Source organism: Actinoplanes sp. NBRC 103695, from assembly GCF_030269485.1.
In the GTDB taxonomy this organism is placed as follows: Bacteria; Actinomycetota; Actinomycetes; order Mycobacteriales; family Micromonosporaceae; genus Actinoplanes.
The window spans coordinates 150,645-165,681 of the sequence record NZ_BSTL01000023.1 but is presented as its reverse complement, the minus strand read 5'-3'; the positions used below and the strand labels follow the sequence as shown (position 1 = coordinate 165,681).

The window sequence follows — 15,037 nt, the reverse complement described above, 5'->3', positions numbered from 1 at the left end:
CCATCCGCCGCCACTCCCACCTCGGACAGCAATCCCCGATCAACTACGAAAACAACATTCAAACCACGCCAGCTACGCTGGCGACAGCCGCATAAACCCGTGTCCAAGAACAGGGGTCAAGGCCCGGCGTTTCGGCCCGGATACCGCCCAGTCCCACCACTGCGTGCTGGTCCTACCGCTCGCGGCCGCTCCTACCACGGACCGCACCCAGCCACGACCGCGAGCGGCCGCAGCGAGGGTGAGCGGGCACCCGGACGCCTGGCAACCCGCCGAAACCCCCGCCACGCACAAGCGGCGGCAGCAAGCGTGAGTAGGCACCCGAACGCCTGGCAACCCGCCGAAACCCCCGCCACGCACAAGCGGCGGCAGCAAACGTGAGTGGACGCAGTGGTAGGTCCTGACGGAATTCGGCGCGCGGATACCGTCAGGACCTACCACTGCTGCTTTTACTCGCCGCGCAGGTCGACCGCGCTGGCGTGGGACGCTCCGATCGCGGCCGCCGCGGCGGAGAGGATCTCGGCGTCCATCGAGGAGTCGACGGTCAGCGTCATCAGCGCCTCGCCGCCGGCCTCCCGCCGGGCCACCTGCATGGCCCCGATGTTGACGCCGTGCTCGCCGAGCAGCGTTCCGATCGCGCCGACCACGCCCGGGCGGTCCGCGTACCGGAAGAAGAGCAGGACCCCGTCGACGCCGAGCTCGACGTCGAAGCCGTCCACCGCGGTGAGCCGGCGGATCTCCCGCGTGCCGGCCACGGTCACCGTGCCGGACACGCAGACCCGGCGGCCGTCCGGCAGCGCGCCACGGATGCTGACCAGGTTCTCGTGCTCGATGACCTCATCGGGCGTCGTGAGCTGCACCTCGACGCCTCGGTCGGCCGCGAGCTGGAGCGCGTTGACGTAGGTGACCCGCTCCTCGACGACCGACGCGAAGATGCCCTTGGCGGCGGCCAGCCGCAGCACCGAGACGTCGTGCGAGGCGATCTCGCCGCGTACCTCGACGGTGATCTCGGCCGCGACCCCGCCAGCCACCGCGGTGAACACCCGGCCCAGCTTCTCGGACAGCGCCAGCAGTGGGCGTACGTCCTCGTCGACGATGCCACCGGCCCGCACGTTGACCGCGTCGGGCACGAACTCGCCCTGCAACGCCAGCGCGACGCTGCGGGCCACCGACAGACCGGCCTTGTCCTGCGCCTCCACCGTCGAGGCGCCCAGATGCGGGGTGGCCACCACGTTGTCGAAGGCGAACAGCGGCGACGCGGTCGTCGGCTCCTTCACGTAGACGTCCACGCCGGCGCCCGCCACCCGGCCCTCGGCCAGCGCGTCGGCCAGCGCCTGCTCGTCGATCAGGCCGCCGCGGGCTGCGTTCACGATGCGTACGCCCGGCTTGACGGTGGCGAGCTCGCGCTCGCCGATCAGGCCGACCGTCTCCGGGGTCCGCGGCAGGTGCACCGAGATGAAATCGCTCTCCCGGAGGAGTTCGTCCAACCCGACCAGGCGTACGCCCAGCTGGGCGGCGCGGGCCGGCTGCACGTACGGGTCGTAGGCGATCAGCCGGGTGCCGAACGCCGCCATGCGCTGCGCGAACAGCACACCGATCCGGCCCAGCCCGACCACGCCGACGGTTTTGCCCTGTACCTCGACACCGGTGTATTTGGAGCGTTTCCACTCGCCCGCCTTCAGCGACGCGCTGGCGCTCGCGGTGTGCCGGGCGACCGCCAGCAGCAGGGCTACCGCCTGTTCGGCGGCGGAGACGATGTTCGAGGTCGGGGCGTTCACCACCATGACGCCCCGGGCGGTGGCCGCCGGTACGTCCACGTTGTCCAATCCGACGCCGGCCCGGGCCACGACCTTGAGCCCGGGGGCGGCCGCGATCGCCTCCGCGTCGATCTGGGTGGCGCTCCGCACGATCACCGCGTCCGCCCCGGCCAGGGCGGCCAGCAGGGCGGGACGGTCGGTGCCGTCGACATGGCGTACGTCGAAGTCCTGGGCGAGCACGTCGAGGGCGGCCGGGGCCAGCTCCTCGGCGATCAGTACGACCGGAGTAACCAAGGCGTCTCCATCCGTAATCGCCAGCATTTCCGGATGGTACGCATGACGGCGGTCACACCGATCGCCCAAATCGGAGTGACCGCCGTCACATAGCCGTAATCTGCGAGAAACGCAGGACACGCCCCACTCAGACGGGGATGCGTTCCCGCTGGATGGGAGGCTCCGCGGGGAGCCCGGCCGAGGCGAGCCCGTCGAGCTGACGGAAGGACTGCGCCTCGGCGTCCAGGGCGTCGTAGAGCAGGTCCAGTGCCAGGGTGTCGACCGGCGGGTAGGAACGCTCGCGCGGCGGCTCCTGCCCGACCTCCAGCGCGCCCTGCGAGACCATGAACTCCAGGATCGCCTGGCGTACCGACGGCGGCGTGATCTGCGAGTGGTAGAGCACGTTGAGCGCCTGCATGCGCATGCCCTGGACGTGCTCCTCGCCCTTGTTGTCGTGGAAGTGCGGGTTGCGCGTCTCGATCTGCAGCACCGGCACGGAACTCGCCATCACCTCCGGGTGGGCGCTCTCCAGGATGCCGCCGAACTGCTCGAACAGGTCGAGATACTCGTACGGCTCGACCGCGAACCCGCCGGCCAGCCGCAGCTTCATCCCGAGTTCCAGGCTCATCGCGTGCTCGCCGGCGTTGCCGGTGGCGATCACCTCGGTGCCGAAGTTGGAGAACTCGGCGACGAAGCGGTTGAGCCACTCGTTGGTGACCTCCGAGCTGCGGCCGCGGCGGCTGAAGAAGAGCCGGCCGTCGCGCAGCTTGGGCTTGGAGTGCCAGGAGATCCGGACCATCGCGTACGGCGAGCCGGCCAGATGCAGACCCGCGGCGTACGCCTTGCAGTACTCGTGGACCGACCCGGGCACGTAGTTGTCGGCGTCCACGTAGCCGACGTACTTACGACCGGTCATCGCCGCGAGGGCCATGCCGACCAGCATCGCCTCGCCCTTGCCGGCCCGGACCAGCCCGGAGTCGTCGATCAGCTCGTCCATGCCGGCCGCCTTGAACGCGGCCGCCACGCCGGGATCCCGCTGATGCACGGTGATCGCCGACCGACCGGCCAGCCGGCAGAACTGCTCGACCGTCTGCGCCTCGATCTCGTAGCGGTCGACCGGCCCGCGATCGCTGTTCGAGACGAGCACGATCAGGCAATCGTGCGGGATGCCGGAAAGCACCCCTTCGATGACGCTCCGGCTCTCGTTCATGCACGGGACGACGATCACCAATTGGGTCTCGACGGCGCGTAACGCGTCCGGCCCGACGATGCGGGAACCCGCCGAGATCCCGGGCCGACCGGCATCGGCCAGGGCGCCCGAGTCGAGCTCGATCACCCGTTGCAGCTCATGAATCCGGACCGCGCCGAAGCGCTCACTCCGGAAAGAATCAGCCAGTCGCATGTCGCGAGGCTAACTGACCAAAGCCACTCCGAAGAGCCTGATCAATCCACAATTTGGCAACACTGCTGAACAGGTAAGCAGCACGTAACAACGACGTTTCAGGTAATCGCTCGGTAACGCAAAGCGCCCGATCGGAGTGGGTCAGAAACCCCGATCGGGCGCTTTTACAACGTGAAGGTTCAGGCGGTTTCGGTGATCGGCCGGTCGACCCACGACATCATGTCGCGGAGCTTCTTTCCGGTCACCTCGATCGGGTGCTCGGCGCCTTCCTTGCGGAACTGCTGCAGGCGCGTGCCACCCGCCTCGTCGTCCGCGATGAGCGCCTTGGTGAACTCACCCGACTGGATCTCGGCGAGGATCTTCTTCATCTCCTGCTTGACCCCGGCGTTGATCACCCGCGGGCCGCTGACGTAGTCGCCGAACTCGGCGGTGTCCGACACGCTGTAGCGCATCCGGGAGATGCCGCCCTCGTACATCAGGTCCACGATCAGCTTGAGCTCGTGCAGGCACTCGAAGTACGCGATCTCCGGGGCGTACCCGGCCTCGGTCAGCACCTCGAAGCCGGTCTGCACCAGCGCCGCCGTGCCGCCGCAGAGCACTGCCTGCTCACCGAACAGGTCGGTCTCCGTCTCCTCCTTGAAGGTGGTCCGGATGACGCCCGCCCGGGCGCCACCGATCGCCTTCGCGTAGGACAGCGCGAGCGCCAGGCCCTCGCCGGTCGGGTCCTGCTCGACCGCGACCAGACACGGCACGCCCTTGCCGTCCACGTACTGACGGCGGACCAGGTGACCCGGGCCCTTCGGGGCGACCATCGCGACGGTCACGTCGGCCGGGGGCTTGATGAGCTCGAACCGGATGTTCAGGCCGTGCCCGAAGAACAGCGCCTTGCCGGCGGTCAGGTTCGGGGCGATCGACTCGGTGTAGATCTTGCGCTGCGCGGTGTCCGGCGCCAGCACCATGATCACGTCGGCCCACGCCGACGCCTCGGCCGGCGTCTGCACCTTGAGGCCCTGCTCCTCGGCCTTGGCCCGGCTCTTCGAGCCCTCCTTCAGGCCGACCACCACGTCGACGCCCGAGTCGCGCAGCGACAGCGAATGCGCGTGCCCCTGGCTGCCGTACCCGATCACGGCGACCTTACGGCCCTGGATGATCGACAGGTCGGCGTCGTCGTCGTAGAAAACTTCCGCGGTCATGGGAATCACTCTCGTCTTAGTCCGATTAAGGGCGGTGGCGGGGCAGGGACGGGCTTCCTGGCAGCTCTTACTAGGCGGCGCGGAGCGCCGGGCCGGTCGTGATGGAACGGGAACCGCGGCCGATGGCCACGAGGCCCGACTGGACCATCTCCTTGATGCCGTACGGCTCGAGGTCGCGCAGCAACGCGTCCAGCTTGTCGGGGTTCCCGGTGGCCTCGATCGTGAGGGTGTCCGGTGCGACGTCGATCACCTTCGCGCGGAAGAGCTCGACGGTTTCCAGCACCTGGGCCCGCTGCGCACGATCGGCGCGCACCTTGACCAGCAGGAGCTCGCGCTGGACCGACTGCTGCGGGTCCAGCTCGACGATCTTCAGGACGTTCACCAGCTTGTTGAGCTGCTTGGTCACCTGCTCCAGGGGTGAGGAGTCGGCGTTGACCACGATGGTGATGCGGCTGACTTCCGGGTTCTCCGTCTCGCCGACCGCCAGCGAATCGATGTTGAAGCCGCGCCGGGAGAACAGTCCGCTGACCCGGGCCAGCACACTCGGCTTGTTCTCCACCAGCACGGACAAGGTATGCATCGTCATGATCAGAGGTCGTCCTCTTCGAAGGTGGGGCGCACGTCCCGGGCGAACATGATCTCGTCGTTGCTGGTCCCGGCCGCGACCATCGGCCACACCATCGCGTCCTTGCCGACCGTGAAGTCGATGACCACCGGGGCGTCGTTGATCTCCATCGCCGCCTTGATGGTCTTGTCCACGTCGTCCTTGGACTCGCAGCGCAGCCCGATGCAGCCGAGCGCCTCGGCCAGCTTCACGAAGTCCGGGATGCGGTGCTTGTGGGTGCCCAGCTCGGTGTTGGAGTAGCGGCCCTGGTAGAACAGGGTCTGCCACTGCCGGACCATGCCCAGGTTGCCGTTGTTGATGACGGCGATCTTGACCGGGATGCCCTCCAGCGCACAGGTGGCGAGCTCCTGGTTGGTCATCTGGAAACAGCCGTCGCCGTCGATCGCCCAGACCGCGACGTCCGGCCGGCCGACCTTCGCGCCCATCGCCGCGGGCACCGCGTAACCCATGGTCCCGGCGCCGCCGGAGTTGAGCCAGGTGCCCGGGTTCTCGAACGAGATGAACTGCGAGGCCCACATCTGGTGCTGCCCGACGCCCGCGGTGTAGATGGCGTCCGGGCCGACCAGCTTGCCGATCCGTTCGATCACGTACTGCGGCGAGAGCGTGCCGTCGGTCGGCTCGTCGTACCCCAGGGGGTAGCGCTCCTGAAGGTCGTTCAGCGTCTTCCACCAGGCCGGGTAGGAGCCCGCGCCGGTGGCGTTGCCGGAGACCGCGGCGATCAGCTCATCGATCACGTGCCGGGCGTCGCCGACGATCGGGACGTCCGCGTGCCGGTTCTTGCCGATCTCGGCCGGGTCGATGTCGGCGTGCACGATCTTGGCGTCCGGCGCGAACGAGTCGAGCTTGCCGGTGACCCGGTCGTCGAAGCGGGCGCCCAGCACGACCAGAAGGTCGGACTTCTGCAGGGCGTACACCGCGGGGACCGTGCCGTGCATGCCGGGCATGCCCAGGTGTTGCGGGTGCGAGTCGGGGAACGAGCCCAGCGCCATCAGCGTGGTCACCACCGGCATGCCGGTCATCTCGGCCAGCTTGCGCAGCCCCTCGGTGGCGCCGGCCTTGAGCACGCCGCCGCCCACGTACAGGACGGGCCGCTTGGCGCCCGCGATCAGCCGGGCCGCCTCACGGATCTGCTTGCCGTGCGGGTGCAGCGTGGGGCGGTAGCCGGGCAGGTCCAGGGTAGGCGGCCAGGCGAACGTGGTCGGCGCCTGCTGCACGTCCTTGGGGATGTCCACCAGGACCGGGCCGGGCCGGCCGGTGGCCGCCAGGTGGAAGGCCTCGGCGACGATCCGCGGGATGTCGTCCGGCGACTGGATCAGGAAATTGTGCTTCGTGATCGGCAGCGTGATGCCCTGGATGTCCGCCTCCTGGAAGGCGTCCGTGCCGATCGCCGGGCGGGACACCTGGCCGGTGATCGCCACGATCGGCACCGAATCCATGTAGGCGTCCGCGATCGGCGTCACCAGGTTGGTCGCGCCCGGGCCGGAGGTGGCGATGCAGACGCCGACCCGGCCGGTGGCCTGCGCGTACCCGGTCGCCGCGTGGCCCGCGCCCTGCTCGTGCCGGACCAGGATGTGCCGGACCTTGGAGTCGTAGAGCGGGTCGTACGCGGGCAGGATCGTCCCGCCCGGAATGCCGAAGGCCACCTCGACGCCGAGGGCCTCCAGCGACCGGACGAGCGAGCCGGCGCCGGTGGTCGCAACCGGGCCGGTCACTACTGCGCCATGCTGTCCCGCGGCGGCTGCCACGGTCGCGGGGCTGGGTCGGTGGGCCAAGGTCTCGGGAGTGGGTGGTCTCGTCATCGCACAGGCCTTCGATTCGAAGTAGGTGATAGTGAGGTTCGTTCACGACGGTGGAGACCGCGTGCCTCAACTGGACCAACGTCTAACTCAAGGTAGGTCGTGAACGAACCTCATAGATCTGGGCAACAAAAAAGGCCCTGTGCAATCGCTGCACGGGACCTAGCGCACTGTCACCCATCAAGGGGGCGGGACAGTGCGCTCAACTAAGTACTCGGGACGACAAGCACATGCGGCTAACCCTGCCCCATCTCACGCGGTGAGTCAACTGATCCCACATTCTGATCACTCGATGGTGAATCGGGGCTCTGCTCGGTCGGCAGAAGCGCTCTGAGCTGCCGCATTCCCGGCCCGAGCATGATCACCTGGCTGCGTGCAGTCGCGCCGGGCGGGGGCCCGGTGCGGGGTGCGGGAGCCGGTTTCGGCGCTATGGGCGTACGCAGGGAGCGAAGTTGAGCCTCGAGATGCTCGGCGGGCACACCCCAGCCGAACAGCGAGCCCTGACCCAGCCGGCACCCGGCCTCCTCGACCAGAACCCGCTGCGCCGGCGTCTGGATGCCCTCGGCGAGCACCTCCAGCCCGAGCCGATGCCCCAGCCGCACCACCACGTCCACCAGAGGCGCGGCGGTCCCGGTGCGTGACTCCGGCTCGTTCACCAGCCGCTGGTCGATCTTCAGGATGTCCACCGGCAGCGTGCGCAGCTGACCCAGCGACGAATATCCGGCGCCGAAGTCGTCCAGCGCGATCCGCACCCCGGTCGCCCGCAGCTCGCCCAGGCGGCGGACCAGCTCCTCCACGTCGGTGGCCACCGCGTGCTCGGTCACCTCCAGCACCAGCCGCTGCGCCGGCACACCCAGCTCACCCAGCACGTCCGCCACCTGCGCCGGATAGTCCGCCGCGTGCAGCTCCTTGGGCGACAGGTTGACCGACACCCAGACGTCGTGCCCCTTGACCAGCCACTCCGCGAGCTGGATGCACGCCTGCCGCAGCACCCACTGGCCGAGGCGGTTGATCAGGCCGGACTCCTCGGCCACCGGGATGAACTCGTCCGGGCGGACGTTGCCGAGCGTCGGGTGGTGCCAGCGCAGCAGGGCCTCGGCGCCCACCGGCCGCATCGACGGCAGCGCCACCACCGGCTGGAAAACCAGGCGCAGCTGGTCCCGGTCGATCGCGTGGCGCAGCTCGTTCTCCAGCGTGCTCCGGCGGCGCAGCAGCTCGTCGTAGCGGACCTCGTACCGCTCCACCCTGTTCTTGCCGCGCTGCTTCGCATAGCGCAGGGCCAGGTCGGCGTCGCGCATCAGCTCGTTGACGTCGTCCGGCGCCGGATGTCCCGCCACGCCCACACTCGCCGACAGGAAGACCGAGCCGCTGTCCACCTCGTACGGCTCGCCCAGCACCGCCAGCAGCCGCTTCGCCGCCAGCATCGCCTCGTCGGCGGTGGCGTGCATCAGCACCGCGAACTCGTCGCCGCCCAGCCTCGCCGGCACGTCCCCGGCCAGCAGGTTGCGCCGCAGCCGCTCGCCCACCTCGACCAGCACCGCGTCGCCGACGTCGTGGCCGCGCATGTCGTTGACGTTCTTGAAGCCGTCCATGTCGATGCCGACCAGGAACTTGGACCGGCCCGCCGGGTCCGGCTCGCGCAGCGCCCGGACCAGCCCGCGGCGGTTGGCCAGCCCGGTCAGCGGATCGGTGTGCGCGAGCTCGCGGTAGTGCTCCTCGCTCTCCTTCAGCCGCAGCGTCCAGCGGCGGACGTCGGTGAGCGCGAGATATTGCCGGGTGACCAGCAGCAGGGTCATGACGCTGGCGGAGGTGAGGCCGGCCAGATCGATCGAACCGCCCCGGGCCACGTGGTAGAAGCAGGCAACCACGGTGCCCACCACCGGGACGAACGCGAACGCGGTGCCGCGCTGGGTCACGTCGCCGACGACCTGTACCGGGCGGTTCACCAGCAGCACCGCGCGAGCCACCACGATCAGGCCGAGCGGCAGCAGCAGGGCACCGCTCAACATCGCCGTGTTCCCGTGCGTGCAGATGCCGCTGGACAACAGCAGCGCGGCCACCGCCACCAGGCCGACACCCGCCGAGACGCGTACGGTGCCGACCCGCGGCCGATGCGCGTGCAGCGCGAGAACCACCGTGAGCCCGACGGCGAGCGCACCCACCGCCGCCGGGAGCAGCAGCGCGAGGCAGGCGGTCGGGGTGTGCTCGCCGAGCAGGCGCGTCGGGTGGGCGAGCAGGACCCAGCCGACGAACCACAGCGCGGCGGCGGCGATCCCGGCGTCGGCGAGGTTGCGCAGCAGGGTGCCACGGCGCTGGGCCGAGCCGGGCAGCAGCAGCGTGCCCGCCAACAGGGTGACCGTGCCGAGCGCCATGGCGACCGCGATCCCGGACGCGAGCCCCACCCGGTTGCCCTCGGCCGGGTCGTGCGGCGCGAGAATCGCGGTCAGCAGGCCGGCCAGCGCGGCGGCGGACACCACCGTGCCGCCGGCCGCCAGCACCACGTGGGCCCGCCGGGCGGCGCCGGTGTGCTTGCGCCCGGACCTTGCCAGCAGGGCGACAGCCGGGACCGCGACCAGGAGGCCGGCCAGCCCGGCCAGCTCCACGCCGGACGGTGAGTGCACGGGAACACTGTGCCGGATCATCGACCGTTTGGGGAGTCTGGGGTTTTTACGAACTCGCGTCCCGTGCTGTGGACCACACCTCCGTACGAGGGTGGCCGGTGGCAGACTGTAGGAATGCCTGAACTGCGCTCCCGGACCTCGACCCACGGTCGGACCATGGCCGGCGCGCGCGCTCTGTGGCGCGCCACCGGCATGACGGACGACGACTTCGGTAAGCCGATCGTGGCCATCGCCAACAGCTTCACCCAGTTCGTACCCGGGCATGTCCATCTCAAGGACATGGGCGGCCTGGTCGCCGACTCGATCGCCGCGGCCGGTGGGGTCGGGCGCGAGTTCAACACCATCGCGGTCGACGACGGCATCGCGATGGGCCACGGCGGCATGCTCTACTCGCTGCCCAGCCGCGAGCTGATCGCCGACGCGGTGGAGTACATGGTCAACGCGCACTGCGCCGACGCCCTGGTCTGCATCTCGAACTGCGACAAGATCACCCCCGGCATGCTGATCGCCGCCCTGCGGCTCAACATCCCGACGGTCTTCGTCTCCGGCGGCCCGATGGAGGCCGGCAAGACGATCGCCATCGAGGGCGTCGTGCACGAGAAACTCGACCTGGTCGACGCGATGAGCGCCAGCGCCAACGAGAGCGTCACCGACGCCCAGCTCGACACGATCGAGCGCTCGGCCTGCCCGACCTGCGGCTCCTGCTCCGGCATGTTCACCGCCAACTCGATGAACTGCCTCACCGAGGCGATCGGCCTGGCCCTGCCCGGCAACGGCTCGACGCTGGCCACGCACGCCGCCCGCAAGGCGCTGTTCGAGCGGGCCGGCTCGCTGATCGTGGACATCGCCAAGCAGTATTACGAGAACGACGACGAGTCGGTGCTGCCCCGCGCGATCGCCTCCCGCGACGCGTTCGAGAACGCCGTCGCCCTCGACGTGGCCATGGGCGGCTCCACCAACACGGTCCTGCACCTGCTGGCCGCCGCCCGCGAGGCGGAGCTCGACTTCAATGTCTCCGACATCGACGAGGTCTCGCGCCGGGTGCCCTGTTTGGCCAAGGTTGCGCCGAACAGCCCGAAGTACCACATGGAGGACGTGCACCGGGCCGGCGGCATCCCGGCGCTGCTCGGCGAACTCAACCGCGGCGGCGCGCTGCGCACCGACGTCCGCTCCGTGCACTCCCCCGACCTCGGCAGCTGGCTCGACGCGTGGGACATCCGCAGCGGCAAGGCCACCGACGAGGCGCTCGAGCTCTTCCACGCGGCCCCCGGCGGCGTCCGCACCACCCAGCCGTTCTCCACGCAGAACCGCTGGGCCTCGCTCGACACCGACGCGGTCGAGGGCTGCATCCGATCCGTCGACCACGCGTACACCGCGGACGGCGGCCTGGCCATCCTCTTCGGCAACCTGGCGCCCGAGGGCTGCGTCGTGAAGACCGCCGGGGTGGCCGAGGAACTGTGGAAGTTCTCCGGCCCGGCCCGCGTCTTCGAAAGCCAGGACGCGGCCGTCGACGGCATCCTCGGCAAGCAGGTTGTCGAGGGCGACGTGGTGGTCATCCGCTACGAGGGCCCGCGCGGCGGCCCCGGCATGCAGGAGATGCTCTACCCCACGTCGTTCCTGAAGGGCCGGGGCCTCGGCAAGGCATGCGCCCTGATCACCGACGGCCGTTTCTCCGGCGGCACGTCCGGCCTGTCGATCGGCCACGTGTCGCCCGAGGCGGCGTCCGGCGGCCTGATCGCCCTGGTCGAGACCGGCGACGAGATCACCATCGACATCCCCGGCCGCGGCATCACGCTCAACGTCTCCGACGACGACCTGGCCACCCGCCGGGCGGCGCAGGAGGCGCGGCCGCGGCCGTACAGCCCGGTCGACCGCCAGCGATCGGTGTCGGCGGCCCTGCGCGCCTACGCCTCGATGGCGACCAGCGCGAGCGACGGCGCCTACCGCAAGGTCCCGGAGTAACCGCAACCGTTCGGACGGCCCGGGCGCGCTATCAGCTGCCCGGGCCTTCCCATGCCCGCCCCAGAGCCGCGTCCACCGCAGCCCCCAGGGAAGGCACCACGGCTGCGTCGATATCGGTGAAGTGGGCGCGGGAATGCAGCGCCTCGTCGCCGCAGTGGTAGACCAGGCAGCGCATGCCGCACTCCCGGGCTGCTCGGGCGTCGTCGACGCTGTCGCCCACGAGCAGGACGCCGGCCGGCTCCAGACTCAGGCCCTCGAGGTGGCGGGCCAGGTGCGGCGCCTTGTGCGCCACATCCGGTCCGACGCTGCCGTCGACGCGGGCGAAGAACGGCGCGATGCCGGCGGCGGTCACCAGCGGCACCAGTTCCTCGTGCGGGCACATCGAGAGCAGCGACTGGGTTCCGCCGGCCGCCGCCCAGCGTTCCAGGGCGACCGCCGCGTCGGTCGTGAGGGTCACGGCCTCGCGGTGCCGGGCGTAGGCGACCCGGAAACACTCCCCGAGCCGGGCCTGTTCGGCAGGGCTCAGCGGTCGGCCCGCCAGCCGCTCATAGAACGGCGGGATCGGCTGGACGTGGTGGAGCTGGTAGTCGGCACGGGTGATCGGCGGCAGCCCGCACGTGTCGAACGCGTCGATGGTCGCCGCGATGAGGGCCCGGGAATCGCCGAGGATCGTGCCGTTCCAGTCCCAGACGATGTGCCGCACGGTCATCGGGGAGCCTCCGCCGGGGTGTGGTTCCGGGACACCGTGGTCATGGCCAGGACCGCCAGGAGGCCGGCCGCGGGTGCCAGCAGGAATCCGTACCGGAGATGTGTCTCGGTCAACGGGCCGGTCAGCGCCGCACCCAGCGCGCTGCCCACCGTGAACGCGGTCATGATCCAGGCGAAGGCCTCCACCGCCGTGCCCGTGGGCGCCAGCCGGTCCGCCGCGAGGAAGACGGCCGTGAGCAGCGGCGGCAGCGCCAGGCCGCTGATCGCCACCAGCACCGCGATCAGCGCCGGGCCGGGCGTGGTCAGCAGCGGCAGATACAGCACCGCGAACACGGCCGCCAGCATCGGCAGGCGGCGCACGTCGCCGGGCGAGGCGCGGGTGTAGAGCAGGCCGCCGACCAGGGCGCCGCCGGCCTGGGCGGCGAGCAGCCAGCCGGTCAGCGAGCGGTTGCCGGCGGCCTCCGCGTACCCGGTGAGTGCGACCGGCAGGCTGCCGACCGCCGCGCCCATGCACACGACACCGAGCACCATGATCGCGAACTGCCGGATCCGCAGCGGGCCGGCCCAGTGCCGGTGCGTCGCCACGCCGTGCCAGTCGCGGACGGCGGGCGCCGTGACGAACGCGGCCACGCCGGCGAGCTGGAGCGCGGCCGCGGCGAGCAGTCCCGCCGCCGGGCCGGCCAGCCCGACCGCCGCCAGGGTGATCAGTGGGCCGACCACGAAGATGACCTCCTGGACCGCGATGTCCAGGGTGTACGCCGCCGGGACCAGAGAGGGCGGGACCAACGCCGGCCACAGGGCTCGGAGGCAGGCCTCCAGCGGCGGGATGCCCAGACCGGCGATGGCCGCGCCCAGCAGGGTGACGGGGAGGCGGTGGCCGCCGTACGCGACAAGGACGAAGCCGAACGCGGAGAACAAGGCCGACGCCCACAGCACCGGCGGCTGCCTGCGGCGGTCGACCAGCCGGGCGAGCAACGGCGCGCCGACGGCTATCCCGGCGGTGAAGACGGCGACGACCAACCCGGCGAGCGCGAGGCTGTGTTGCTGGCGGGCGAAGATCAGCAGGGCCAGCGGCGCGGAGGCCAGCGGCAGGCGGCCGACCTGGCTGGCAGCGAGGACGAGGGGCACGTGCGGGGCGCGCAGAACAGCACGGATCCCGGAATCGGGCATGACAGAGCTCCCTGAGCGACAACGACAAAAGGCGGACCCGGGAGAGGGGGTCAGGGAGCGAAATCGCCGCGGTTGTGATCGTTGCCGTAGAGCGGCAGATCAGGGGTGACCCACTGGGCGTACGCGGCGGCGACGGCCTCGAGCGTAATCACGCCAACGACCATAGACCACATGACCCGCCGCCGGCGCCCCTTGGGCGCGCCCCCCAGCTCGCCCGTGCCCCCACAGACACACGGGACGCCCGGCGGCGGACCTCTGGCCCCGGCATCAGCTGCCCGGGGTGACTTACTGAACCGCGTAAGTAGATAGGACCGTAGGGTTCGGTTCGCCAAGTGTCAACCGCAGCCGCGTGTCACCTGTCTGCCAGGTTTTCCACGCGTAGTCGCTACGCTGCACGGAGTGGCTTAACCGGTAAAGTGATCATGACCTGTTACCGTCACGGCTGTCGAAGGGAGCAGGGTGAAACGGCCGACAATCGCGGACATCGCCTTGCGGGCGGGCGTCTCCAAAGGCGCGGTCTCGTACGCGCTCAACGGCCAGCCAGGAGTGTCCGAGGCCACCCGCGAACGGATCATCGCGATCGCCCGGGAGATCGGCTTCAACCCGAACAGCGCCGCGCGCGCCCTCTCCGGCGCCAAGGCGGCAGCTGTCGGGCTCACCCTCAGCCGGCCCGCCCGGATCCTCAGCGTCGAGCCGTTCTTCATGGGCCTGATCAGCGGGTTCGAGGCGGAGCTGGCGTCCCGGTCCTACGCGCTCACCCTCCAGTTGGTGGACTCGCCGGAGCAGGAGGTCGAGGTCTACCGGCGGTGGTGGGGCGAGCGGCGGGTCGACGGCGTGTTCGTCAGCGACCTGCGCGACGGTGACGTGCGCATCCCCGTACTCCAGGAATTGCAGTTGCCCGCGGTCGTGATCGGCGGGCCGGGCGAGACCGGCTCCATCACCCAGGTCTGGTCGGACGACGCCGGGGCGGTCGCCGAGGCGGTGCGCTACCTGTCGGCGCTCGGGCACCGGCGGATCGCCCGGGTCAGCGGCATGGCCGAGCTGCTGCACACCCGGGCGCGCGGGCAGGCGTTCGACGAGGTGTGCCGGACGCTCGGCTTCGAGTCGGCGGTCACCGTGGCGGCGGACTACACGGGCGAGGAAGGCGGGCGGGCCACCCGGCAGCTCCTGATGTCGGCGTCGCGGCCCACCGCGGTGATCTACGACAACGACGTCATGGCGGTGGCGGGGCTGTCGGTCGCCCAGGAGATGGGGCTTCGGGTGCCGGCCGACCTGTCGATCGTGGCCTGGGACGACTCGCCGTTGTGCCGGCTGGTGCACCCGCCGCTCACCGCCTTGAGCCGGGACATCGCGGATTACGGCGCCCAGGCCGCCCGGCAGTTGCTCGACGCGATCGCGGAGAAGCCGGTCGACGACATCGAGGCGGCGCCCGCTCGGCTGACACCGCGTGGGAGCACGGCGCCGCCGCCCGGTTGACGGTCGCTTCGCAAGATCAAAATCGTTTCGGCGCGGCCCCCGCCGCCACCCCCACCC

General features: G+C 70.5%; 10 protein-coding genes. 2 read left to right on the top strand and 8 right to left on the bottom strand.

All coding sequences use genetic code 11. From position 1 onward, the window contains the following. Positions 1-446: 446 nt before the first annotated feature. The 6 genes from serA to QSK31_RS34990 form a co-directional block, all read right to left on the bottom strand. Positions 447-2,075, bottom strand: coding sequence for a phosphoglycerate dehydrogenase (serA, locus tag QSK31_RS35015; protein WP_285688934.1), 1,629 nt, complete (start codon positions 2,073-2,075; stop codon positions 447-449). A gap of 100 nt (positions 2,076-2,175) precedes the next feature. Next, positions 2,176-3,429 (bottom strand): mannosyl-3-phosphoglycerate synthase, encoded by a 1,254-nt coding sequence (gene mpgS / locus QSK31_RS35010; RefSeq protein ID WP_285688933.1) that lies wholly within the window; start codon positions 3,427-3,429, stop codon positions 2,176-2,178. A 179-nt stretch (positions 3,430-3,608) separates the two neighbouring features. After that, positions 3,609-4,622 carry a ketol-acid reductoisomerase gene (gene ilvC / locus QSK31_RS35005; protein WP_285688932.1) on the bottom strand — a complete coding sequence of 338 codons (1,014 nt, stop codon included), beginning with the start codon at positions 4,620-4,622 and terminating at the stop codon, positions 3,609-3,611. A 70-nt stretch (positions 4,623-4,692) separates the two neighbouring features. Beyond that, complete coding sequence (gene ilvN, locus QSK31_RS35000; RefSeq protein WP_285688930.1) at positions 4,693-5,208, bottom strand: acetolactate synthase small subunit; 516 nt, start codon at positions 5,206-5,208, stop codon at positions 4,693-4,695. 2 nt (positions 5,209-5,210) lie between these two features. Beyond that, on the bottom strand, positions 5,211-7,046 hold the full coding sequence (locus QSK31_RS34995) for an acetolactate synthase large subunit (RefSeq protein ID WP_285688928.1): 1,836 nt from the start codon (positions 7,044-7,046) through the stop codon (positions 5,211-5,213). A gap of 233 nt (positions 7,047-7,279) precedes the next feature. Further along, positions 7,280-9,664 carry a putative bifunctional diguanylate cyclase/phosphodiesterase gene (locus QSK31_RS34990; protein WP_502873056.1) on the bottom strand — a complete coding sequence of 795 codons (2,385 nt, stop codon included), beginning with the start codon at positions 9,662-9,664 and terminating at the stop codon, positions 7,280-7,282. Positions 9,665-9,778: 114 nt separating this feature from the next. Between QSK31_RS34990 and ilvD the strand changes: the two genes are divergently transcribed. Beyond that, positions 9,779-11,626, top strand: a complete 1,848-nt coding sequence (ilvD, locus tag QSK31_RS34985) for a dihydroxy-acid dehydratase (protein ID WP_285688924.1) — start codon at positions 9,779-9,781, stop codon at positions 11,624-11,626. A gap of 31 nt (positions 11,627-11,657) precedes the next feature. Here the strand turns inward: ilvD and QSK31_RS34980 are convergent, their stop codons facing one another. After that, positions 11,658-12,335, bottom strand: coding sequence for an HAD family hydrolase (locus QSK31_RS34980; RefSeq protein WP_285688923.1), 678 nt, complete (start codon positions 12,333-12,335; stop codon positions 11,658-11,660). Beyond that, positions 12,332-13,504: an MFS transporter gene (locus tag QSK31_RS34975; RefSeq protein WP_285688922.1), complete on the bottom strand. Its 1,173-nt coding sequence runs from the start codon at positions 13,502-13,504 to the stop codon at positions 12,332-12,334. The genes QSK31_RS34980 and QSK31_RS34975 overlap by 4 nt, the downstream gene beginning before the upstream one ends. 459 nt (positions 13,505-13,963) lie before the next feature. Here QSK31_RS34975 and QSK31_RS34970 point away from each other — a divergent pair, with 459 nt between their 5' ends. Further along, positions 13,964-14,980, top strand: coding sequence for a LacI family DNA-binding transcriptional regulator (locus QSK31_RS34970; RefSeq protein WP_285688921.1), 1,017 nt, complete (start codon positions 13,964-13,966; stop codon positions 14,978-14,980). The last annotated feature ends 57 nt before the right edge of the window (positions 14,981-15,037 follow it).

Coding starts and splice junctions, on each gene's coding strand:
- ilvD (WP_285688924.1), top strand. CDS start 9,779: ATGCCTGAACTGCGCTCCCGGACCTCGACCCACGGTCGGACCATGGCC.
- mpgS (WP_285688933.1), bottom strand. CDS start 3,429: ATGCGACTGGCTGATTCTTTCCGGAGTGAGCGCTTCGGCGCGGTCCGG.
- QSK31_RS34995 (WP_285688928.1), bottom strand. CDS start 7,046: ATGACGAGACCACCCACTCCCGAGACCTTGGCCCACCGACCCAGCCCC.
- ilvC (WP_285688932.1), bottom strand. CDS start 4,622: ATGACCGCGGAAGTTTTCTACGACGACGACGCCGACCTGTCGATCATC.
- QSK31_RS34975 (WP_285688922.1), bottom strand. CDS start 13,504: ATGCCCGATTCCGGGATCCGTGCTGTTCTGCGCGCCCCGCACGTGCCC.
- ilvN (WP_285688930.1), bottom strand. CDS start 5,208: ATGACGATGCATACCTTGTCCGTGCTGGTGGAGAACAAGCCGAGTGTG.
- QSK31_RS34980 (WP_285688923.1), bottom strand. CDS start 12,335: ATGACCGTGCGGCACATCGTCTGGGACTGGAACGGCACGATCCTCGGC.
- serA (WP_285688934.1), bottom strand. CDS start 2,075: ATGCTGGCGATTACGGATGGAGACGCCTTGGTTACTCCGGTCGTACTG.